21 protein-coding genes are annotated in these 19937 nt (G+C 67.8%); 13 read left to right on the top strand and 8 right to left on the bottom strand.

The genetic code is table 11. The features are described from left to right. Positions 1 to 11: 11 nt before the first annotated feature. Positions 12 to 809, bottom strand: coding sequence for a hypothetical protein (locus tag NKT36_RS12075; RefSeq protein WP_327051302.1), 798 nt, complete (start codon positions 807 to 809; stop codon positions 12 to 14). 481 nt (positions 810 to 1290) lie between these two features. Between NKT36_RS12075 and NKT36_RS12080 the strand changes: the two genes are divergently transcribed. The 7 genes from NKT36_RS12080 to NKT36_RS12110 all read left to right on the top strand — a co-directional run bounded on the left by NKT36_RS12080 (position 1291) and on the right by NKT36_RS12110 (position 7332). Next, the gene (locus NKT36_RS12080) at positions 1291 to 1770 is read left to right on the top strand and encodes a COX15/CtaA family protein (protein WP_327051303.1); all 480 of its coding nucleotides are present in this window, start codon (positions 1291 to 1293) and stop codon (positions 1768 to 1770) included. Between the two features lie 102 nt (positions 1771 to 1872). Continuing rightward, positions 1873 to 2763, top strand: coding sequence for a transporter substrate-binding domain-containing protein (locus NKT36_RS12085; RefSeq protein WP_327051304.1), 891 nt, complete (start codon positions 1873 to 1875; stop codon positions 2761 to 2763). 137 nt (positions 2764 to 2900) lie between these two features. Beyond that, positions 2901 to 3770 (top strand): transporter substrate-binding domain-containing protein, encoded by an 870-nt coding sequence (locus NKT36_RS12090; protein ID WP_407652176.1) that lies wholly within the window; start codon positions 2901 to 2903, stop codon positions 3768 to 3770. Between the two features lie 56 nt (positions 3771 to 3826). Beyond that, positions 3827 to 4657 carry an amino acid ABC transporter permease gene (locus NKT36_RS12095; RefSeq protein WP_327051306.1) on the top strand — a complete coding sequence of 277 codons (831 nt, stop codon included), beginning with the start codon at positions 3827 to 3829 and terminating at the stop codon, positions 4655 to 4657. Continuing rightward, positions 4650 to 5399 carry an amino acid ABC transporter ATP-binding protein gene (locus NKT36_RS12100; RefSeq protein WP_327051307.1) on the top strand — a complete coding sequence of 250 codons (750 nt, stop codon included), beginning with the start codon at positions 4650 to 4652 and terminating at the stop codon, positions 5397 to 5399. Before NKT36_RS12095 ends, NKT36_RS12100 begins: the two co-directional genes overlap by 8 nt. A 149-nt stretch (positions 5400 to 5548) precedes the next feature. Continuing rightward, positions 5549 to 6496, top strand: a complete 948-nt coding sequence (locus NKT36_RS12105) for an ABC transporter ATP-binding protein (RefSeq protein ID WP_327051308.1) — start codon at positions 5549 to 5551, stop codon at positions 6494 to 6496. Continuing rightward, positions 6493 to 7332, top strand: coding sequence for an ABC transporter permease subunit (locus tag NKT36_RS12110; RefSeq protein WP_327051309.1), 840 nt, complete (start codon positions 6493 to 6495; stop codon positions 7330 to 7332). The genes NKT36_RS12105 and NKT36_RS12110 overlap by 4 nt, the downstream gene beginning before the upstream one ends. Positions 7333 to 7371: 39 nt before the next feature. On the opposite strand, the gene NKT36_RS12115 is transcribed toward NKT36_RS12110, so the two are convergent. From NKT36_RS12115 to purL, 3 genes are all read right to left on the bottom strand, one after another. Next, positions 7372 to 8421, bottom strand: a complete 1050-nt coding sequence (locus NKT36_RS12115) for an NAD(P)-dependent glycerol-1-phosphate dehydrogenase (RefSeq protein ID WP_327051310.1) — start codon at positions 8419 to 8421, stop codon at positions 7372 to 7374. 70 nt (positions 8422 to 8491) lie between these two features. Further along, positions 8492 to 8683 (bottom strand): hypothetical protein, encoded by a 192-nt coding sequence (locus NKT36_RS12120; RefSeq protein WP_327051311.1) that lies wholly within the window; start codon positions 8681 to 8683, stop codon positions 8492 to 8494. A 97-nt stretch (positions 8684 to 8780) separates the two neighbouring features. Beyond that, positions 8781 to 10997, bottom strand: a complete 2217-nt coding sequence (gene purL / locus NKT36_RS12125; RefSeq protein WP_327051312.1) for a phosphoribosylformylglycinamidine synthase subunit PurL — start codon at positions 10995 to 10997, stop codon at positions 8781 to 8783. Positions 10998 to 11127: 130 nt separating this feature from the next. Between purL and NKT36_RS12130 the strand changes: the two genes are divergently transcribed. Next, complete coding sequence (locus tag NKT36_RS12130; RefSeq protein WP_327051313.1) at positions 11128 to 11493, top strand: hypothetical protein; 366 nt, start codon at positions 11128 to 11130, stop codon at positions 11491 to 11493. Here NKT36_RS12130 and NKT36_RS12135 read toward each other — a convergent pair. The 3 genes from NKT36_RS12135 to NKT36_RS12145 form a co-directional block, all read right to left on the bottom strand. Continuing rightward, positions 11468 to 11941 carry a hypothetical protein gene (locus tag NKT36_RS12135; RefSeq protein ID WP_327051314.1) on the bottom strand — a complete coding sequence of 158 codons (474 nt, stop codon included), beginning with the start codon at positions 11939 to 11941 and terminating at the stop codon, positions 11468 to 11470. The two genes, NKT36_RS12130 and NKT36_RS12135, sit on opposite strands and share 26 nt — an antisense overlap. Before the next feature lie 2 nt (positions 11942 to 11943). Then, a complete protein-coding gene (locus NKT36_RS12140; protein ID WP_327051315.1) occupies positions 11944 to 12681 on the bottom strand; it encodes a hypothetical protein in 738 nt (245 codons plus the stop codon). A gap of 69 nt (positions 12682 to 12750) precedes the next feature. Beyond that, a complete protein-coding gene (locus NKT36_RS12145; RefSeq protein ID WP_327051316.1) occupies positions 12751 to 13881 on the bottom strand; it encodes a hypothetical protein in 1131 nt (376 codons plus the stop codon). A gap of 381 nt (positions 13882 to 14262) precedes the next feature. On the opposite strand from NKT36_RS12145, the gene NKT36_RS12150 reads away from it, so the two are divergent. Next, complete coding sequence (locus tag NKT36_RS12150) at positions 14263 to 14850, top strand: DUF7344 domain-containing protein (RefSeq protein WP_327051317.1); 588 nt, start codon at positions 14263 to 14265, stop codon at positions 14848 to 14850. Positions 14851 to 14888: 38 nt separating this feature from the next. On the opposite strand, the gene NKT36_RS12155 is transcribed toward NKT36_RS12150, so the two are convergent. After that, a complete protein-coding gene (locus tag NKT36_RS12155) occupies positions 14889 to 16694 on the bottom strand; it encodes a S9 family peptidase (RefSeq protein WP_327051318.1) in 1806 nt (601 codons plus the stop codon). Between the two features lie 185 nt (positions 16695 to 16879). On the opposite strand from NKT36_RS12155, the gene NKT36_RS12160 reads away from it, so the two are divergent. The 4 genes from NKT36_RS12160 (at position 16880) to NKT36_RS12175 (ending at position 19935) form a co-directional block, all read left to right on the top strand. Next, positions 16880 to 17206 (top strand): HalOD1 output domain-containing protein, encoded by a 327-nt coding sequence (locus tag NKT36_RS12160; RefSeq protein WP_327051319.1) that lies wholly within the window; start codon positions 16880 to 16882, stop codon positions 17204 to 17206. Positions 17207 to 17210: 4 nt separating this feature from the next. Then, positions 17211 to 17393: a hypothetical protein gene (locus tag NKT36_RS12165; RefSeq protein ID WP_327051320.1), complete on the top strand. Its 183-nt coding sequence runs from the start codon at positions 17211 to 17213 to the stop codon at positions 17391 to 17393. A 601-nt stretch (positions 17394 to 17994) separates the two neighbouring features. Further along, positions 17995 to 18516 (top strand): DUF7344 domain-containing protein, encoded by a 522-nt coding sequence (locus NKT36_RS12170; RefSeq protein WP_327051321.1) that lies wholly within the window; start codon positions 17995 to 17997, stop codon positions 18514 to 18516. Positions 18517 to 18858: 342 nt separating this feature from the next. Continuing rightward, positions 18859 to 19935 carry a glycosyltransferase gene (locus NKT36_RS12175; RefSeq protein WP_327051322.1) on the top strand — a complete coding sequence of 359 codons (1077 nt, stop codon included), beginning with the start codon at positions 18859 to 18861 and terminating at the stop codon, positions 19933 to 19935. Positions 19936 to 19937: the final 2 nt, after the last annotated feature.

Genomic DNA, 19937 nt, shown 5'->3' on the forward strand with positions numbered 1-19937 from the left:
CACGGTCCGTCTCACTCCTCGCTCACCTCGTCGAACAGTTCGTCGAAGTCGACGTCGTCGAGCGTCTCGCCCTCGAGCGCGGGCGGGTCGCCGACGACCAGGGTGTTCGAGCCGAAGAAGCCCTGCTTCGGATCGATGTCGCGGACCGCCGCGCCGCAGTGCGGACACTCCGGCTCCCGGAGCAGCGAGATGGTGACGCTCAGGTCGCAGCTCTCACAGACCGCGCTCTTGACGCCGTTGCGGTTCGCGGTGCGCGCGAGGTCGGCGACGGCCGCCCGCTCCTCGGCCGCCGCCGCCAGTTGCCGGGTGCGGTCGCGGACGTCCACCATCGCCGCCGCGAGCACGTCGAGCTTCTCCTCCAGCTCGTCGGTCGTCTCGGTCAGGTACGAGAGCACCTCCTCGTAGTTCTCGAACCCCGAGTCCACGTGCCGGCGGTTCGCCTCGACTTGCTCGCGCAACTCCTCCATCTCCTCGACCGCGGCGTCGAGTTCCGCGAGGTCCTCGCGGAGGTCGGCGTGGTCGTGGCCCGCGGGGGCCTTCTCGTCGGCCTCGCGCTTCACCTGGATGACGCGCTCGCGGACGTCCTCTAGCTTCTCCGTGAACTCCTCGCGGAGGTCCTCGACGGCCGCCGCCGGGCGGTCCGCCTCTACGGGGTCCGCCTCCTCGCCGTCTATCGAGCGGTGGGCCGCGAGCAGTTCGCGGACCACGGCCTCCCGCGTCGTCCCCGCGTCCTCCGCACGCTCGTCGAGCCATTCCTCGACCGAGTCCGGAAGGTCCAGCCCCAGTGCCCACGCCTCGTCACTCGACATTCGATTCCTTGGACAGTTCTCGCACCCGCGACTTAATCTTTCGGTCCCGAGAGGTCGCCGCGGCGGCGACGCACGGCGACGGCGCGAACCCCGTCGGTTCGTCGACCAGACCCGCCGACGGTACCGGGGCCGGCCGTCCGCCCGTCCTGTGGTCCGCCGCCCGTCGCGACGTGACAGCACGATTGGGTGAACGCGGGATTCTCCGCGCGACCGCGGGCCCTGCCTGTCAGCCTTGCCCGCCTGCCAGTCGGCCCTGCCCGTCAAGTTGCCTGCCCGACGACTCCGTCCGCGCGTGCGTCGGCGACTTCCCGCTCCCGCCCCGTCGCTCCCGCCGGTCTCCCCCATCCCGACGCCACACATCCCACCGCCGCCATCCGTCCGCTGCCCGGTGAATCACGGTCGGACAGACCTAAGTGTGACCGCCACCAATCGTCGCGAACAGGAGCATGAAACGCACCGACACAATCGAGGTGACGGCCTGATGGGGGCGCGACTCCGCCGTCTGTTCGCCGGGACGACGGCGCTGACGTTCGCGCTCATCCTGCTCGGCGTCTACACGGCTTCGGCCGGCGCCGGCCTGTCGTGCGGTGCCGACTGGCCGTTCTGTAACGGTGGGCTGATGTGGGAGACGGTGCCCGGGTTCATCGAGTGGTTCCACCGTCTCGTGGCGATGATAACCGGCTTCTTCATCCTCGGGTCGACGTGGGGCGCCTGGCGGTACTACGACAGCACTCGCATCCGCGCGGCCGCGACGCTGGCGCTGCTCGTCCTGCCGGTCCAGATTCTGCTCGGCGGCGGCACCGTCCTGTTCTACGGGGCCTGGGTCCAGGTCGCCCACCACGGCGCGGCGCTGATAATCTTCGGCGCGCTGCTGGCGACGACGCTGTGGGCCTACGAGGAACCGCGCCGTAAGACCGGCGCGACGGCCGAGGCGGGAAGCGGCTACCCCTCCGACGACTGACGCGGTTCTCCGCCGTCGGAGAAAGTTTTAGCGTCCGCCTCCGGACAACCGATAGTAAGGTTATATAGCACTATCGACCATGTAGTTCCGGGGGATATCACAATGCACAGACGGCAGTTTCTCAGGGGGAGTGCAGGAACCGTCGCGGGACTGACCGTGGTCGGACGCGCCGCCGCACAGGACGGCGGCGTCGTCCGGATCGGCTCGGACATCCCGTACAAGCCGTTCGAGTACCGGACGGAGTCGGGCGAACTCATCGGCTTCGACGTCGAACTCGCGGGCGCCGTCTTCGAGAACCAGATGAACCGCGACTACGAGTTCGTCCAGACGGGGTTCGACACCATCATCCCGAGTCTGAACAACGGCAACTTCCGCATCATCATGTCCGCGATGACCATCAACGAGGAGCGCGCCCAGAAGGTGGACTTCTCGGACCCGTACTTCGTCGCCTACCAGACCGTCGCGGTGCTCCAGGGAGGCGACGTCCAGTCGGTCGACGACCTGCAGGGCACGACCGTCGCGGTCCAGAAGGGGACGACCGGCGAGACGGCCGCAGAAGAGTTGAAAGAGGAGTTCGGCGGCGACCTCACCATCGACAGCTACGACCAGATTCCCGGTGCGTTCAACGCGCTGTTGAACAACCAGGCGGCCGCGGTCATCAACGACAACTCGGTCAACGTCCAGTACTCCGAGGACAACGAGAACATCGTCCTGCTCCAGGGTGAAGGCGAAGCCGCCCAGCAGAGCGAGAGCGCGCCGGACTATCTCACGCTCACCGTCGAGGAGTACGGCATCGCGTTCCGCCAGGACGACGACCAGTTCCGCCAGCAGGTCAACGAGGCGCTCAACGCGGTCGTCAGGAGCGGTACGTACGAGGAACTGTACTCCGAGTACTTCTCCGGCGAGCCGCCGGCGTCAATCATCGAGCGGGCGAGCGGGACCGCGACGGGAACCGAGGGAACCACGACCACCGGTACCGGCACGACCACCTGATCGGTCTGGTCCGGACCCGCGACCGTCGGACCGTTTCTCGTCGGCGTCACCCTCGAAGACCGTCGGTTGAAGACAGAAGTATTGGGTGAATCAAAACAGATAAACACACCCACGTTAAACCACGCCACACCACATACATGAAACGGCGCACTTTTGTCAAGGGTAGCGCAGGTGCCGCTACCGGCTTGACGCTGGCTGGCTGTCTCGGCGGGTCCGACGGTGGGTCGGACCAGGACACGACGACCGAGGGTACCACGACCGGGGACTCGGGGTCCACAGAGAAGATCGTCATCGGTTCGGACATCCCGTACAAGCCGTTCGAGTACAAGACTGAGAGTGGCGAGCTCAAGGGATTCGACGTCGATATCGCGGAGGCGCTGTTCAAGGAGCAACTCGACCTCGAGTACGAGTTCAAGCAGACGGGGTTCGACACGATCATACCGAGCCTGAACAACGGCAACTTCCGCATCATCATGTCCGCGATGACCATCAACGACAAGCGGGCGGAGAAGGTCGACTTCTCGGACCCGTACTTCACCGCCTACCAGACGGTCGCCGTGCTGAAGGGGGACGACATCTCGACGCTCGACGACCTGAAGGGCACGACCGTCGCGGTCCAGAAGGGGACGACCGGACAGTCGGCCGCAGAGGACCTGAAGGAGGAGTTCGGCGGCGACCTCACCATCGACAGCTACGACCAGATCACGGGCGCGTTCAACGCGCTGTTGAACAACCAGGCGGCCGCGGTCATCAACGACAACACGGTCAACGCGCAGTACGTCGAGGAGAACGACGCGGTCGGCTTCCTCGAGGGCGAAGGCGAGGCCGCGGAGCAGGGGAAGAACGCACCGCCGTACCTCACGCTCACCGTCGAGGAGTACGGCATCGCGTTCCGCCAGGACGACGACGACTTCCGCAAGCAGGTCAACGATGCCCTGGCTGCCATCAAGGATAGCGGCCGGTACGACGAGATCTACAACGAGTACTTCGGCTCCGGCGGTAACTAACCCCCGAACGAGTGATTTTTGGTCTTTGGTAACACCGTGATACACATTGAGTAGCAATGGCAGGAACATATTCCGAAGAGACGACGGCCGAACGTCGGACTGAGGACGGACTCCTCACCGACAGGCGGGTCAAGTGGTTCGGCATCGTGGTGGCCGGGGTGTTCACCACGGCAGTGGCGTACCTGCTGTATCGTATCCTGAGTGACTTCGTCGACTACGACCTGCTCGTCGGGGTTATCCCACGGTTCCTGGACGCGTACCTGCTGGTTCTCCAGATATTCCTGATATCGAGCGTGCTCTCGCTCGTCGCCGGTGTCTTCGTGGGGCTCGGTCGCGTCTCCCGGACCAGGTTCACCCGCTCGATAGCGACGGGGTACGTCGAGTTCTTCCGGGGGACGCCGCTGCTCTTCCAGCTGTTCATCATCTACCTGGGCATCCCGGCCTTCTGGCCGCCGGGCCAGTTCCCCATCGGCAACTGGAACGTCCCAGCCGCCATCATCGGCCTGACGCTCAATCACGCGGCGTACTCGGGGGAGGCGATCAAGGGCGGTATCAACTCCGTCCCCGACGGACAGATGGAGGCCGCCCGGTCGCTCGGCATGTCGTACATCGACGCGATGCGGGAGGTCGTCATGCCGCAGGCCGCCCGGAACGCGCTCGCGGCGCTGGGCAACGACCAGGTCATCCTCGTGAAGGACACCTCGCTGCTGACGGTCATCGCGGTGCCGGAGATCATCAGCGTGTTCCGGAACGTCAACAGCACCGAGTTCGACGCGTGGACGCCCATCGTGCTCGTGGCCGTCGCCTACCTCGCCATCACGCTCCCGCTCGGCAAGACCGTGCGCTACTTCGAACGTCGCTCCGAATGGGGTGGGACGGATGAGTAGCGACTTCGATGGAACCCCCGAAGTCGAGTTCGACGGGGTGGACAAGTACTTCGGCGACACGCACGTCCTGAAGGACGTCGACCTCGCCATCGAGGAGCGCGAGGTCGTGGTCATCGTCGGCCCGAGCGGCAGCGGGAAGTCGACACTGCTCCGGTGTACGAACCGCCTGGAGGAGATACAGAGCGGCGAGATCCGCATCGAGGGGACGGCCATCACCGACCCGGACGTGGACGTGAACCGCCTCCGCCAGCGCATCGGGATGGTGTTCCAGAGCTTCAACCTCTTCCCGCACAAGACGGCGCTGGAGAACGTCATCCTCGCGCCGATGAAGGTGCGCGGCGTGCCGCGCGAGGAGGCCGAAGAGGCCGGCCTCGACCTGCTCGAACGCGTCGGCCTCGCCGACGAGGCGATGTCGTACCCGAACCAGCTCTCGGGGGGACAGCAGCAGCGCGTCGCAATCGCCCGGGCGCTGGCGATGGACCCCAGCGTGATGCTGTTCGACGAGGTGACCAGCGCGCTCGACCCCGAACTCGTCGGCGAGGTCCTCTCGGTGATGCGGACGCTCGCCGACGAGGGCATGACGATGATGGTCGTGACCCACGAGATGGGCTTCGCCCGCGAGGTCGGCGACCGGATCGTGCTGATGTCTGACGGGCGCGTCGTCGAGAGCAAGTCTCCCGCCGACTTCTTCGACAACCCCGAGACGGATCGCGCGAAGCAGTTCCTCTCGCGCGTGCACTGACCTCGGTCTCTCTACGCGCCACCGCCTCTCTCGTCTGTCCATCCCGACCGCCTCATCGTCGACCCGTTTTCTCTCCGTCGCGTCGACGATAATCGCTGTGTCTACATGTAACGCAGAAAACTGATATGGGCGGGGATACAGGGACCGGTATGGCCGCCATCCAGACAAGGTCCCTGACGAAGCGGTTCGGCGACGTCGTCGCCGTTCGAGACCTCGATCTCACCGTCGAGGCGGGCGAGGTGTACGGCTTCCTCGGCCCGAACGGCGCCGGCAAGTCCACGACGATCAACCTCCTCCTCGACTTCATGCGCCCCACCGAAGGGTCCGCGACGGTGCTGGGCCACGACGCCCAGACCGAGTCGCGGACCGTCCGCGAACGCGTCGGCATCCTCCCCGAGGGGTACAGCCTGTACGACCGCCTCACCGGGCGCGAACACCTGTCGTTCACCGTCGACGCGAAGGACGCCGCCGACGACCCGGACGCGCTGCTGGAGCGGGTCGGCCTCTCCGCTGAGGAGGCCGAACGCCGCGTCGGCGGCTACTCCAAGGGGATGACCCAGCGCCTCGCGCTCGGCTGTGCGCTGGTCGGCGACCCCGACCTCCTCGTCCTCGACGAGCCCTCCTCCGGGCTGGACCCGCACGGCATCCAGCAGATGCGCGAGATACTCCGCGCCGAGGCCGACCGCGGCACGGCCGTCTTCTTCTCCAGCCACATCCTCTCGGAGGTCGAGGCGGTCTGCGACCGCGTCGGCATCATGAACGAGGGCGAACTCGTCGCGGAGAACACCGTCGAAGGACTCCGTGAGATGTCCGACGCGACGTCGCAACTGCTGCTCGACGTCGAGCGCGTCCCGACCGACCTCGACCTGACGGCGGTCGACGGGGTGTCGAGCGTCACCGCGGACGGCGAGCGACTGCGCGTGGCGTTCTCCGACCCCGCGGCGAAGGCGGCGGCGGTCGAGCGCGTCAACGCGGCGACGCGCGTCACCGACATCGAGTCCGAGGAGGCGTCGCTGGAGGACCTGTTCACCTCCTACACGACCGAGGACGAGGCGGCGGACGACGCGGTCGAAGCACCGGCGGAGGTGTCGGCATGAGCTGGCTCTCGGTGGCGAAGAAGGACTTCCTCGACGCCCGCCGCTCGAAGGGGCTGTTGGCGCTCGTGACGCTGTACGTCGCCCTGCTGTCGATCATCGTCTACGTCGGCGGCGACGGTTCGTCGGAGCTCGCGATGGCCGACGTCCTCCAGCTGGTGGCGATGGTCGCCATCTTCATCGTGCCCATCAGTGCGCTGGTCGTCGCCTACCTCGCGGTCGCCGGCGAACGCGAGTCGGGCAGCATCAAGTACCTGCTCGGGTTGCCCTACACGCGCAGGGACGTCGTCGTCGGGAAGTTCCTGGGCCGGACCGCGGTCGTGGCGGTCGGCCTGCTGCTGGCGTTCGTCGTCGCGGGTGCGCTCGGCGCCGTGATGCTCGCCTCCGTCTCGCTCGAGACGTTCGCGTCGTTCTTCCTGTTGTTGTTGTTCTTCGCGGTGGTGTACGTCGGCATCGCCGTCGGCATCTCGGCGGCCTGCGCCTCCCGGTCGCGCGCGATGGCGGGCGCCGTCGGCGTCTTCTTCGTGTTCAACGTGCTCTGGACGGTGCCGGCGGTGTCGCCCACGAAGATACTCCAGTACGTCGCGGAGGACACGCTCGGCATGAGCCTCGGCGCGTCGGTATACGAGTTCGTCTACCTCCTGAGCCCGCCGTACGCCTTCCAGAAGGCGAGCAACATGGTGTTCGAGGACCAGCTGTACTACTCCCGCTACGTCGACGCGTCCGCCGACCTGCCGTTCTACCTCGACGGCTGGTTCATGCTGGTCGTGCTCGGCGCGTGGCTGGCCGTCCCGCTCGTCCTCGGTTACTGGCGGTTCCAGCGGGCGGACCTGGGCTGACTGCCGGACGCCCGTCTGGCTCTCCCTTCTCCCGACGCCTCAGACGACGCCGGTCGTCTCGACCGCCTCGACGGCTGCTGCCTCGCTCATCCCGTTGCCGAGGATGGTGTAGCGGTCGCGGATCTCGTGGGCGGTCGTCAGCGCCTCGACGACCGTGTCGTCGTCGATGCCGAGTTCCTCGGCGGTCGTCGGCGCGCCGATGGTCGCGAGCGCGTCGCGGATGCCGCGCCAGTCGCCGCCGTGGAGGTACTCCGTCACGATGGAACCGACGCCCACCTGGTGGCCGTGCAGCGCCGCCCCGGGCGCGATGCGGTCGAGCTGGTGCGAGAAGAGGTGTTCCGCGCCGCTCGCGGGCCGCGAGGAGTCGGCGATGGACATCGCGACGCCGGAGGAGACGAGCGCCTTCACGACCACCCACGCCGACTCCTCCAGGCCTGGCTTGATCGAGCCGGCGTTGTCGACGAGCATCTCGGCGGTCATCTCCGCGAGCGCGGCGGCGTACTCCGAGTACTCGACGTTCTGCAGTCGCTGGGCGAGCCGCCAGTCCTTCACCGCGGTGTAGTTGCTGATGATGTCCGCGCAGCCGGCAGTGGTGAGCCGCCACGGCGCGTCCGCGAGCACCTCGGTGTCGGCGACGACCGCCAGCGGCGGCTCGGCGGCGACGCTGTGGCGCGTCCCCTCGTCCGGCACCGACCCGCGCCCGCTGACGATGCCGTCGTGGCTCGCGGCGGTCGGGACGGAGACGAAGCCGAGGCCGAGTTCGTCGCTCGCCATCTTCGCGATGTCGATGGCCTTCCCGCCGCCGACGCCGACGAGGAAGCCGACCTCCGCCTCGCGCGCGGCGTCGATGACGCGCGTCACGGCGGCGAAGCTGGCTTCGTCGACGACGACCGTCTTCGGATCGAGGCCCTCGTCGGCGAACCCCGCCGCCACGCGCTCGCCCGCCACCTCGCGCGGCGTCGGGCTGGTGACGATCAGCGGCCGCCCGTGGAGGTGGAGCTCGTCGACGGCGTCCACCGTCTCCGAGAGGACGCCGTGGCCTACCACGACGTTCCGCGGCAGGCGAATCCAGGTGGACTTCTCGAACATACCCCCACCTCTCTCGCGCGGTGGGAAAACAGTTTACTCTCGACCCCCTGGGGCCGCGCCGCCCGCTACCTCACTCGTAGCGGATCCAGAACGTCCGTTTCTCCGGTGCGTCCGTCCCGCCGAAGTACAGCGTCAGCCAGTCGCCGTCTCCCGAATACTCGTAGTCGTCGTAGTCGTCCGGTCGGAAGACCAGACTTCCCTCCTCCGGGTCCTCGATGCAGAACGTCGGCCTGGCGCGCTCGCCGCTGGTGCTCTCCCCCATGGTAGGTGCTCAGGTGTGAGAGATGATAACGATTGTTGCCGAGGAACTGCCGCGTCGCGACTGCGAAGCCGTCTGCAGGTCGTAGTCGTCCCGCGGGTCAGTCGAGTTCGCGAGCCAGCAGGTCGCGGCGGTCGGCGATCTCGGCCGCGTCGTACTGGAGTCGTTCGCCGTCGACGGTCAGTTCGAGGGCCCCGGAGTCGTCGGCGCTGCCGATGCGGGTCACCGGCGCGACGCCGTCGAACGCCGCCTCCACGGCCGCGGGGTCGGTCGTCTCGACGACGGCGCGGCCCGGCCGTTCGCCGAACAGCAACTCCGCGGCGCTTCCGTCGCCGTCGAGCGACACGGACGCGCCGGCCTCCGCCGTCACCATCTCCGCGAGCGTCACCGCGAGGCCGCCGTCGCTGACGTCGTGGACCGCGAGCGTCCCGTCCGCCTCGGCCACCTCGCGGAGCGCGTCGACGACCGCAGCGGGCTCGTCGGGCAGGTCCGGGAAGCGGTCGTTCCCGCCGAACTGGGCGAGGTACTCCGACCCACCGAGGTCGCTCGCGACGGGACCGCCGACCAGCAGGAGGTCGCCCTCGCCGGCGAGCGCCGTCGGCGGCGCGTCGTAGCCGGCCTTCGTCCCGGTCATCGCCAGCGTCGGCGTCGGCGGGATGGGGCCGCTGGGCGAGTCGTTGTACAGCGAGACGTTCCCGCCGACGACCGGCACGTCGAGCGTCGCACACATGTCCGCGAGACCGTCGACGATGCCGGCGAAGCCGCCGTAGACGTCCGGCTTCTCGGGGTTGCCGCCGTTCAGGCAGTCGACCGCCGCGAGCGGTCGCGTCCCCTTGGCGGCGAGGTTCGTCGCGTTCTCCAGCGCGACGGCGCGGGCACCGTCGTACGGCGCGGCCGTCGTCCAGTGGGGGTTCGCACCCGCCGAGACGGCGAGGCCCGTTCCGTCCTCGCCCTCGCTCACCGCCTCGCGGACGGCGAGCAGGGCCGCGTCGTCGCCGGGCGGCGTCGCCGTCCGGGTACCGACCTCGTGGTCGTACTGGCGGTACACCCACTGCTTGCTCGCGCAGTTGGGCGACCCGACGACCGCCTCGAACGCGTCCGCCAGGTCGGCGTCGGGCAGGTCACGCTCCGGTTGCGCGACCTTCTCCGTCGGCAGGTCGTTCAGCGGCGCGCCGTCGCCGAGGAACTCCGCCGGCACGTCGACGACCGTCTCGCGCCCTCGCGGTTCGCTGCCCTCGCCGCTCGGGTCGTCCGAGGCGCTCTGCGCCTCGCCGTCCTCGAAGGTGCAGACGTAGTTGCCCTCGGTCACCTCGCCGATGACCGAGCAGCCGAGGTCGTACTTCTCCGCGACGGCGCGGACGGCGTCGACGTCCTCGGGCCGGACCTCGTAGCACATCCGCTCCTGGGACTCCGCGAGCAGGATCTCCAGGGCGTTCATGTTCGGCTCGCGCTGGTGGACGCGGTCGAGTTCGATCTCCGCGCCGAGGTCGCCCTTGGCGACCATCTCGCTGGAGGCGCCGCCGAGGCCGGCCGCGCCGAGGTCGCGAGCGGCCATCACCAGGTCGTCCGCGACCAGTTCCTCGTTGGCCTCGATGAGCAGCTTCTCGGTGTACGGGTCACCGACCTGCACCGCGGGGCGGTCCTCCGTCTCGGCGTCCTCGCTCAGGTCCTCGCTGGCGAAGCTCGCGCCGCCGAGGCCGTCGCGGCCGGTCGCGTTGCCGACGAGCACCAGCTTGTTGCCGGGCTCCTTCGCGTCGGCCGTGACGAGGCGGTCGTCGTCCAGCAGGCCGACGCAGGCGACGTTCACGAGCGGGTTGCCTTCGTAGTCGGGGTGGAACTGCGTGCTGCCCCCGACCGTCGGGACGCCGATGGAGTTGCCGTAGTCGCTGATGCCCTCGACGACGCCCTCAAGCAGGTAGCGGGAGTGCTCGCGGTCGAAGTCGCCGAAGTAGAGCGAGTCGGTGAGTGCGATGGGGTAGGCGCCCATCGAGAGCGTGTCGCGGACGATGCCGCCGATGCCCGTCGCCGCGCCGTCGTACGGGTCGACGTAGGACGGGTGGTTGTGGCTCTCGATGCCCATCGTGACGTACGTCTCGTCCTCGCCGTCGCCCGACGGCAGCGCGACGACCGCCGCGTCGTCGCCGGGGCCGACGACGACCTGCTCGCCGTCGGAGTCGAACGCCGTCAGCAGCGCCCGGGAGGAGCGGTACGCGCAGTGTTCGCTCCAGAGGTTCTCGAACAGGGCTTCCTCGGCCGGGGTCGGGTCGCGGCCCAGCTCCGCGACCACCAGTTCGCGATCCGAGTCGGAGAGGCTCATTCACTCTCCTGTACAGACAGCGCGGATTAATGCCTTTCCATGTGCAGGTGCGTGTATACTCTTCGGCAGGTCTGGTGGCGGCGACCGTCCACCGACAGACATTTATCACTACTGGCACACTTTCCGGGCGATGCCTGGACGAACGTGGGCGACGCTCGACGGGACGGCGTTCGAGGGCCAGGCGGACGAGTTCTACTGGCTCTGGATGCTCGCCACGGTCACCTACGGTGTCGGCGACGTCGTGACGACCGTCGCGCTCGTGCGATTCAGCGGCCGGGTCGACGAGGCGAACGTGCTCGTCCGGACCGCCGTCGACGCGTTCGGACTTGCGGGGCTCGTGGGACTGAAACTGGCCGTCTTCCTCCTCTGCATCGGGGTGCAGGTCGCCGCGATCGACGACACCGACGACCCCGTCGTCGTCTACGCACCCCCTGCCGTGCTCGCCGTCTTCGGCGCGTTCACCACGACGTTCAACCTCCGACTGCTGGCCGGGTAGAGTCGGTGAGCGACGCGACCGTGGCGTTGACCTCCGCGTGGATTCCGACGGCGGCGTCCTCGTCGGTCCCGTCCGACGGTTCCGAGTCGTCGTCCGTCTCGTACCACCAGTTCTCGTCGTCGCTCGTCCCGTCGCTGGCGTCGGCGGTGGTCGTCGTGGCCGTCGGGGTCACGACCGCGGTCCCGTCGTCTCCTCTCTCCGATGCCCTCGTCGTCTCCCCTGGCGACTGCCTCGTGGTTGCTCGCTCGCTCGCCGTCGTCGTCGGGTCGCTCGTCGTCCCGGTCGGCCCGGACGACGGAGGTCCGGCCCCAGCCGGGACGTCCGTCGAGTCGGTCAGCACCGGAAAGACGTACCCGACTCCCGCCCCCAGGACGCCGGCCGAGGCGACGAGCAGGACGATGACGCCGCGCTTGGTGAGCACGAGTCCGGACACGCCACGGCTCGCCATGGTCACGCGCCCTCGTCCGCCTCGTCCGTCGTGGCGTCGCTAGCGTCTGGTTTCGAAGTCACGCTCTGGTTCGTCGTCTGGTTCGGCGACGTCCGACTCGTCGTTGTCGTCTCCCGCTTCGTCGTGGTTCCGCTCCGTTCCGTTGTCGTCGTATCGTCGGGCTCACCCGTCGACGTCGCGGTCGGCGTCTTCACCTCGACGTTGGCCGTCCCCGAGACGTCCGCCGTCTCGGCGAGGTTCCTGACCGTCACCACGAACGTCCCGACCGCGTAGTCCGTCGTCAGCGTCGTCCCGTCGGGCGCGCTCACTGCGATCTCGAACCGGAGCTGGACCGGCGTGGTCTTCGCGTCTCCGTCGCGGGCCGCGAAGTCCGCCGCCGAGAACCCCTGGTGGTCCAAGAGCGCTAGCGTCTCGAAGGCGTAGTCCGTTTCGCCGTGGAGTCCGGCCGCGTCGAGTCGCCGGGTGGCGAGTGCGGCGTACTCGCGGTCGCGTGCGAGCTTCGCGTACAGCGCCAGCGTCACGCTTCCCGCCGGCTTCTCCAGCCCGGACCACGAGACGGCTCCCGACGGCGCGACGCTGAGGGAGCGCAGCGTCCCGTCGTCGCTTGTGACCATCACGTCGCCGGCGTCGAATCGCACGCGGGTGCTGGCTCCGGTTCGCTGGGCGAGCGCGGCCGCTCCCGTTCCGCCGGCTGCGACGCCCGCGAGCGCGCCCAGCAGTCGTCGTCGGTCGGCGTTCATGGAGGACCCACCGGGGGAGTCGAACCCCCGCGTGGCCGGCGTGGGTCGGTCAGAGAGCGTTTGCAGTCGCTACTCCGAACCGGTCGGCAGTTCTTCCGTCAGGTAGTACTCCGAGGAGGTCCAGTTGTTCTTCGTGGACCAGAACGACTGGTCCTTGCTCCCGACTGCGGCGTTCGGTGCCTCGCCGCCGGCGGCCATGTACGCTCCCGTCTTGTACTGTGCGCCGCCGTCGTCGAGTCTCGAACGCGGGACGACGAACGTGAACGTGTTCCCGGCCTTCGAGACGCTGATGTCGGTGGGGACGTTGCTCCACCCGGCGGACGTGTCTTTCTCCCACTGCGGCGTGCTGGTCACGCCCGAGTACCCCCAGTCGCTACCGAGTTCGCTCTGGAACTTCTCGGGGTGCCATGCTATCTGGAAGTCCCCGACGCCGTCGGCGTCCACGTCGAACCCCATCGTGACGTTCGCGGTCGTCCCGCTCTCGGTGTAGAGGTGGTCGATCGCGTCGTCCGGTTCGTCGAGGACGACCTCGAACACGACGTTACCGTTCCGACCGTAGTAGATGAACAGCTTCAGTTTCCCGTCTATCTGAAGTTCGTCGTCGGAGTCGTAGTAGTACTCGCCCTGGTAGAACTGGTCGTAGCTCGACGCGCTGGCGTCGGACTCGCCGTCGATGTTCGCGTCCGACGCTTCGTTTTTCGACCGGACGCGCATCGAGTCGGCCGCGTTCGCACCGTTCGTGCTCCCGTCCTGGGAGGTGACGGTGACGGAGACTCGGAGGTCGACCCACGTCGCGGTCAGTTTGCCATCCGTGTCGCTCTCGAAGTGGTCGTCCCCGAAGTGTTCGGTCAGGTCGACCGTGGGCAGCTCGAACGCCGCCTCTCCCGAGAGTCCGTTGACGTCGTACGTGTCCGAGGCCACCTCCGAGTAGTGCGCTGCCCCGACGCCGTGCCGTTTCGCCTCCAGCGTCACCTCGGCGGAGTCTGCGGGCGAGTCGAGGCCGCTCCACGACACCGTCCCGCTCGTGTCCACCATCACCTTCCGGACGCTGCCGTCCGCGGTCGTCACCGTGCCCGCGTTGTTGGCCTTGAACTCCGTGCTCACGCTCGCGGCCGCGCTCCCGGTGAACGCCGCGAGTCCGCTCCCCGCGATGGCGAGTCCGCCGACTGTGCCCAGTACCTTCCGTCGATCGAGATCCATGTTCGGTTTCATGTTTCGGTCGTTGTGTTCGTGCTCCGTGACGCCCGCTCCGCCGGAGCACTCGATTCGGGCAGTCGACCCGTTCCGTATTATTCATGAGCTCCGACACGAACGACAGTCGATCCAAGAAACCGTGCAAAGAGTGCCAGACGCGGTGCATGCAGTGGCAGACGTCGGTGCATGGAGTGGCAGAAGTCGGTGCAGGCGACGGGGGTCGCCCGAACCGCATCGAGCCGACTCCGGCGGACGACGATCGTCGGGATCGGCCCGGAAGTATTGGCGAGTAATAAATTGTCCGGTGGCGATAGGTACAAGGGGATGGCGTCACGTGCTATCAACCTGACAGCAGTCGTCGGTTCGCGCCGGGGGACTACAGAGAGAATGACAGTCGACCTTCGCACGGACGATACAGGCACCGCCTCGACAGGCACCGCCTCGGACGACCTCACGCAGGAGGAAGTGTTCGAGACGCTACGGAATCGGCGCCGAAGGTACGTCGTCCACTACCTGCTCCACGAGGAGGACGAATCCGACCTCCGTGACATCGCCCGGGTGGTCGCGGCGTGGGAGAACGACAAGCGACCGGGCGAGGTGACGTCGGAGGAGCGCCGTCGCGTGTACAACGCCCTCCAGCAGACCCACCTCCACAAGATGGACGACGCCGGCGTCGTTCGATTCGACGCGGCCCGGGGAACGGTGTCGGCGTCGGAGCGACTCGACGACCTGCAGGTGTACCTCGAGATCGTCCCCGGCAACGAGATCTCGTGGAGCCAGTACTACCTGCTGCTGGGGCTGTTCTCCCTGTCGCTGGTGCTCGCGCAGCTGGTCGCGGTCCCCCCGTTCGGACGCGTCCCCGGCGTCATTGTGGCGGGCGTGATCGCCCTGCTTTTCACCTGCTCTGGACTCGCCCACGAGTACTACAGCCGCGAGATGCGCCTCGGCGGCGACGAACGTCCGCCCGAGGTCTGACCGTCACCCTCGAGCGGGCGACGCTGGGCGGCTTCCGCTCAGACGTGCTCGTCGAGGAAGTCCGCGATGGAGGTGTACGCCTCGATGCGGTTCTCCAGCTTCGTGAAGCCGTGGCCCTCGTCGGGGAAGATGAGCTTCTCGACGGGGACGCCCTGCTCGGCGGCCTCGTCGGCGATCTGCTCGGCCTCGCCGACCGGCACCCTGGGGTCGTTCTCGCCGTGGAGGACGTACAGCGGCGCCTCGATGTCCTGGATGTTGTTGATGGGGCTGACCGACTCGAGGAACTCCCGGTCCTCCTCCAGGGAGCCGTACTCCGCCTCGCGGAGTTCGCGCCGCCAGTCGCCGGTGTTCTCCAGGAACGTGACGAAGTTCGCGATGCCGACGACGTCGACGCCCGCCGCCCAGAGGTCGGGGTACTCGGTGAGCGCCGCGAGCACCATGAACCCGCCGTAGGAGCCGCCCATGGCGACGATGCGGTCGGGGTCGACCGCGGGCTGGTCGTGCAGCCACTCGACGGCCGCCTCGATGTCGGCGACGGAGTCCATCCGGTTCTCCACGTCGTCGAGGTGGGTGTACTCGCGGCCGTAGCCGGAGGACCCGCGGACGTTCGGCTCGAAGTAGGCGTAGCCGCGGTTCAGGAAGTACTGCTTGACGGCGTGGAAGGAGGGTCGGCGCTGGGACTCCGGCCCGCCGTGGATGTCGACGACGACCGGCGTCTCGCCGTCGGTGGCGTCCTCGGGCACCGAGAAGAACGCCGGGATGTCGCGGTCGTCGAACGTCTCGTAGTGGACGAGCCGCGGTCGGACGAACGTTTCGGGGGGGATGCCGGCGGTCGAGGCGTCGGTCCAGCGCTCGGCGTCACCGGTCTCCGTCTCGACGACGTAGACGTTCGTGTTGTTCGTGCTCCCGGTGACGGTGATGGCGAACTGCTCCGCGTCCGGGCCGAAGCTCACGCCCCCCGCGACGCCGCGCGGGAGGTTCGGCGTCGGGAACTCCCGGAGCGTCCGTTCTCCCGTCAGCTCGGCGACCGTGAGGTCGGTGTAGCCGTCCTCGTTGCGCGAGTAGACGAGGCGGCCGGTGTCCTCGTCGAGCGCGACGCCGTCGACGTTCCAGTCGCCGCCCTCCTCGACCGTCTCCAGCTCCGTCGTCGCCAGGTCGAGGCGGGCGAGGTACATCGTGTCCGCGCCCTCGTCGGTGACCAGGTAGAGTGCGTCGCCCTCCGGTCCCCACTGGACGCTCTGGTACCGCACGTCGCCCTCGTGGGGGGTCACGTGTTCGAGGTCGCCCGAGGCCAGATCGAGCACGTAGAGGTCCTGGTCGAAGCTGGAGTAGGCTTCGCTGACGACGAGGCGGTCGTCGTCGGGGCTCCAGCCGGCGACCGTGAGCCAGCCGTCGCCCTCGTACACCAGTTCCGCGTCGTCGCCCCGTGCGTCCCGGTCCTGGACGTACACGTCGAACACGGCCTCGTCGCGCCGGTTGGAGGTGAACGCGAACTGCGACCCGTCGGAGTTCCAGCCGCCCCAGCGGTGTTTCGCGTCGGGTTTCGCGGTCAGCGGCGTGATGGCCTCGCCGTCGCCGTCGAGCCGGAACAGCTGTGCGCGCTCGTTGCCGCCCTCGTCCATGCCGAAGACGAGTTCGTCGCGCTCGGGCGACCACGAGGCGAAGGTCACTCGCTCGTCGTAGAACGTCATCTGCGTCGGCCACGACCGGGGTTCGTCGAGCCGCCACACCTGCGGAACGCCCGTCGTGTCCATCAGGAACGTCAGCCGTTCGCCGTCCGGGCCGAACGAGGCGCTGTGGGCGCTTCGTACGTTGAGATACCGTTCGAAATCGTAGGTAGCCATCTGTCTTCTCTTGTAAGGGGACCCCCAAATCCCTTCGGGCTCAGGTAACGTGTCACTCGAACTGTGGGTGTCGAAAGCAGCCCAACAGGAGATGTGACGTCTCACCCCTCATGGAGAACGGATATAGCCACTGAGGGGTGCTGTCGAACCGGTAGATTGAATTGAGCCACGTACTGGGATATACTATGGATGCGACATCTTCGGGGACCAACACTGAGCGTGAACTGATACGAGAGTTCACGTACGACGAGGGGCGGGTGGACGGCCTGGTCGTCGCCATCAGCGAAGCGGTCGCAGACGTCACCGACACGCCGATGGAGGAACTACCGCCGTTGCAGGCGACGCTGGACTGCGACGCGGTGGAGACGCTCTTCGCGTCGCTCGACCCCGGTCACGACGTCGCGCACGTGCAGTTCCCGTACCACGGCTGTACGGTCCGCGTCGACACGACCGGCACGATCCAGGTGTACTACACGGACGACCGTCTCACCCCCGAGAGCTCAAGGTGTTAGAACCGTGTCGGAGGACACGCAACTGGTCTCGCTGGGCGAGTTCGAACGCGAACTGGGTGACCTCGTCGCCGTCGGCGCACGCAACGGCATCGACTTCGACCGGTCGTGGACGTTCCGTCACCCCGAGGACGGCGTCCCCGACGTGATGGTCGAGGTGACCTACCTCGAAGAGTCCGACGACGCCTGACCACTCGCCGACCCGAAACGCATCCCTGCGGTAACGACGAGTTTCGTGGCCGCCTCGTCGACGCCGCCCGCTCTCAATCTGGACGTACGGCGACCGATCGCGACCGCCGTCCCGTCCGACGATATCTGTGTCCGTTCGTCCCGCCAGCGACGAGCCGCCGCCTCGAACGACCTGGCCGTTCGTCCCGCCCTCTCCTCGGGGGGCAGGAACGGACGTTCCCGGTTCGCTGGCGACGAGGCGGTCGCCGACCCCTGTCCAGGTTTCCGCGCCGTCGAGGTCGAAGCGAACGGTGTTACGCCGAGAATCCGGCCCGTGACCGGGCGGTCGGTGGGCCGGTAACGAGCGATTGAACCACCGACGTCGGACGCGATGCGCAGGAAATCATTCTGACGCCGGTGGAAGGGTTCAATACTACTTTGCCGCGAAACTGACTGTTCAGCAGCTCGGGACATCTTCCGATACGGTCTAAACGGAGTCGCCGATTTATGCGGCCGTTCGGCGTCACCGGGACTGGGTGGGAGGAATGTCGACAAGGTCAACGACACAATCAGAGTCTTCGACGCGGTCACGTGACTTCTCCGAGGAGGAGGTGTACGACGCGGTGAAGAACTTGCGTCGTCGCTACGTCCTGTACTATCTCAACGAACGGGGCCGCCCCGTCGAACTCGGCGACCTCGCCGAACAGGTGGCGGCCTGGGAGAACAACGTCGCCGTCGAGGACGTCTCTCCGGAGCAACGCAAGTCCGTCTACAGCGCGCTCTACCAGACACATCTGCCGAAACTGGAGGACATCGGCATCGTCACCTACGACCGGGAGTCGAAGCGGGTCTCGTTCTCCGACTGTGCGAACGACTTCCAGCTGTACCTGGCGAACGACTCCGGAACGACGATACCGTGGGACAGGCTCTACCTCCTCTTCTCCGTTCTGGGGACGGCGCTGGTCGGCCTCGCGTGGCTCGGCGTCCTCACCGTCTCGCCGCTGGGCGTGGCGACCCTGCTTCTGGTCCTCTTCGGAACGGCCGCGGTCGGCCACGTCTACGACCGCTACTGCTGGCGACAGCGATTCGACGGGACGACCCCCGACTTCGCGCTGGAGTTCGACGGCCAGCGCTGGTTTCGATGACGACTGACCCCGTCGACCCGCCGACGCTGCACGGACCGTAACGCCGCTTGCTCTGCTCGCGCTGCATCGTCCACGCACGTCACTCCACAGTCGCGTCGCTCCCGTCCGCTCGCCGTCCCCTTTCCTCCCCGTCCCCGTTGCCAATGCACGGGCCGCGTGTCCTCTCCGATGCCCGTCCGGTTTCCTCGACCCGCCGCCCGTCCTTTCCACGTCCTGACCCGCTGTTCGTCCTCTCCGCTTCCACCGTCTCGTCGCCGCGACTGGCGGTCCCGTCCCCCACCCGGCCATCCTTCCGACGGCTATGAAAGAAGTTTTTTACTTACCCGTTTCGTGCCGACGAGTATGCGCGTCGCGTTCGTCGTAGAAGTGACGGCCCAGCAAGCAGACACGGGGGCGACCCGTCGGCTCCGGCGCACGGCCGAACTCCTGGCCGGCCGGGGACACGACGTCGTCGTCCTCTGTGCGCAGTGGTGGGACGGCGAACACGACGCTTTCGAACAGGACGACGTGACGTACCGTGCGGTCACGACCGAACCGCCGACGGACGGGCCGTCGCGCCGGTTCGCGATGGCGCTGCCCGGCGCGCTCAGGCGAGCGAAGCCGGACGTCATCCACGCCGACGCCGCGCCGGAGCACGTGCTCGCGGCGAAGACGGCGAGCAAGCTCGTCCGTGCGCCCCTCGTCGTCGACTGGTACGACGCCCCGCTGGCGAGCGAGGCGTCGAACACCCGGACGCTGCGGATGGCGGCCCGGGCGGCGGACGAGATCGTCGCGCCGTCCGAGACCGTCAAGACCCGGGTCCGCGAACTCGGCGCGGACGGCGACGACGTGCGCGTCATCCCCAACAGCATCGACGTGGACGCCATCCGCGAGGCCGACGTCGTCGAGGGAGCCGACGTGGTGTACTCGCGGCGACTCGACGAGGACGCCAACCTCGAGAGCCTGCTGCTGGCGCTGGCGGAGCTCCGCGACCGCGACTGGCACGCCGTCGTCATCGGCGACGGTCCGGAGCGGGACGGCTACGAGCGGCAGGTGCGCGACCTGCGCATCGACGACCGCGTCGAGTTCACCGGCAGCCAGCCCGTCGAGAAGCGCATCCCGGTGTTCAAGGGCGCGCACGTCTACGTCCAGACGGCGCGCCGCGAGGCGTTCCCGACCGACCTCCTCCGGGCGTTGACCTGCGGGTGCTCGGGCGTCGTCGAGTACCACGTCGACTCCAGCGCGCACGAACTGGTCGAGAACGAGGACCGCACCTTCCGGACGACGAGCGAACAGGAGCTCACCGAGGCGCTCGTCACCGCCGCCGACCTCCCCCAGATGGAGGTCAACGAGGCGTTCGCGGAGTACGACCACCAGCAGGTGCTCGAACGCTATCTCGACTGCTACCGCGACGTCCAGGACGACTTCGGACTGTTCTAGGA

The sequence above is a fragment of the Halomicrococcus gelatinilyticus genome (assembly GCA_024227995.1).
GTDB classification, from domain to species: Archaea; Halobacteriota; Halobacteria; order Halobacteriales; family Haladaptataceae; genus Halomicrococcus; species Halomicrococcus gelatinilyticus.

Bases quoted from the DNA above. Each gene is read 5' to 3' on its own strand.
- NKT36_RS12075 (WP_327051302.1), bottom strand. From the start codon at position 809: ATGTCGAGTGACGAGGCGTGGGCACTGGGGCTGGACCTTCCGGACTCG.
- NKT36_RS12080 (WP_327051303.1), top strand. From the start codon at position 1,291: ATGGGGGCGCGACTCCGCCGTCTGTTCGCCGGGACGACGGCGCTGACG.
- NKT36_RS12085 (WP_327051304.1), top strand. From the start codon at position 1,873: ATGCACAGACGGCAGTTTCTCAGGGGGAGTGCAGGAACCGTCGCGGGA.
- NKT36_RS12090 (WP_407652176.1), top strand. From the start codon at position 2,901: ATGAAACGGCGCACTTTTGTCAAGGGTAGCGCAGGTGCCGCTACCGGC.
- NKT36_RS12095 (WP_327051306.1), top strand. From the start codon at position 3,827: ATGGCAGGAACATATTCCGAAGAGACGACGGCCGAACGTCGGACTGAG.
- NKT36_RS12100 (WP_327051307.1), top strand. From the start codon at position 4,650: ATGAGTAGCGACTTCGATGGAACCCCCGAAGTCGAGTTCGACGGGGTG.
- NKT36_RS12105 (WP_327051308.1), top strand. From the start codon at position 5,549: ATGGCCGCCATCCAGACAAGGTCCCTGACGAAGCGGTTCGGCGACGTC.
- NKT36_RS12110 (WP_327051309.1), top strand. From the start codon at position 6,493: ATGAGCTGGCTCTCGGTGGCGAAGAAGGACTTCCTCGACGCCCGCCGC.
- NKT36_RS12115 (WP_327051310.1), bottom strand. From the start codon at position 8,421: ATGTTCGAGAAGTCCACCTGGATTCGCCTGCCGCGGAACGTCGTGGTA.
- NKT36_RS12120 (WP_327051311.1), bottom strand. From the start codon at position 8,683: ATGGGGGAGAGCACCAGCGGCGAGCGCGCCAGGCCGACGTTCTGCATC.
- purL (WP_327051312.1), bottom strand. From the start codon at position 10,997: ATGAGCCTCTCCGACTCGGATCGCGAACTGGTGGTCGCGGAGCTGGGC.
- NKT36_RS12130 (WP_327051313.1), top strand. From the start codon at position 11,128: ATGCCTGGACGAACGTGGGCGACGCTCGACGGGACGGCGTTCGAGGGC.
- NKT36_RS12135 (WP_327051314.1), bottom strand. From the start codon at position 11,941: ATGGCGAGCCGTGGCGTGTCCGGACTCGTGCTCACCAAGCGCGGCGTC.
- NKT36_RS12140 (WP_327051315.1), bottom strand. From the start codon at position 12,681: ATGAACGCCGACCGACGACGACTGCTGGGCGCGCTCGCGGGCGTCGCA.
- NKT36_RS12145 (WP_327051316.1), bottom strand. From the start codon at position 13,881: ATGGATCTCGATCGACGGAAGGTACTGGGCACAGTCGGCGGACTCGCC.
- NKT36_RS12150 (WP_327051317.1), top strand. From the start codon at position 14,263: ATGACAGTCGACCTTCGCACGGACGATACAGGCACCGCCTCGACAGGC.
- NKT36_RS12155 (WP_327051318.1), bottom strand. From the start codon at position 16,694: ATGGCTACCTACGATTTCGAACGGTATCTCAACGTACGAAGCGCCCAC.
- NKT36_RS12160 (WP_327051319.1), top strand. From the start codon at position 16,880: ATGGATGCGACATCTTCGGGGACCAACACTGAGCGTGAACTGATACGA.
- NKT36_RS12175 (WP_327051322.1), top strand. From the start codon at position 18,859: ATGCGCGTCGCGTTCGTCGTAGAAGTGACGGCCCAGCAAGCAGACACG.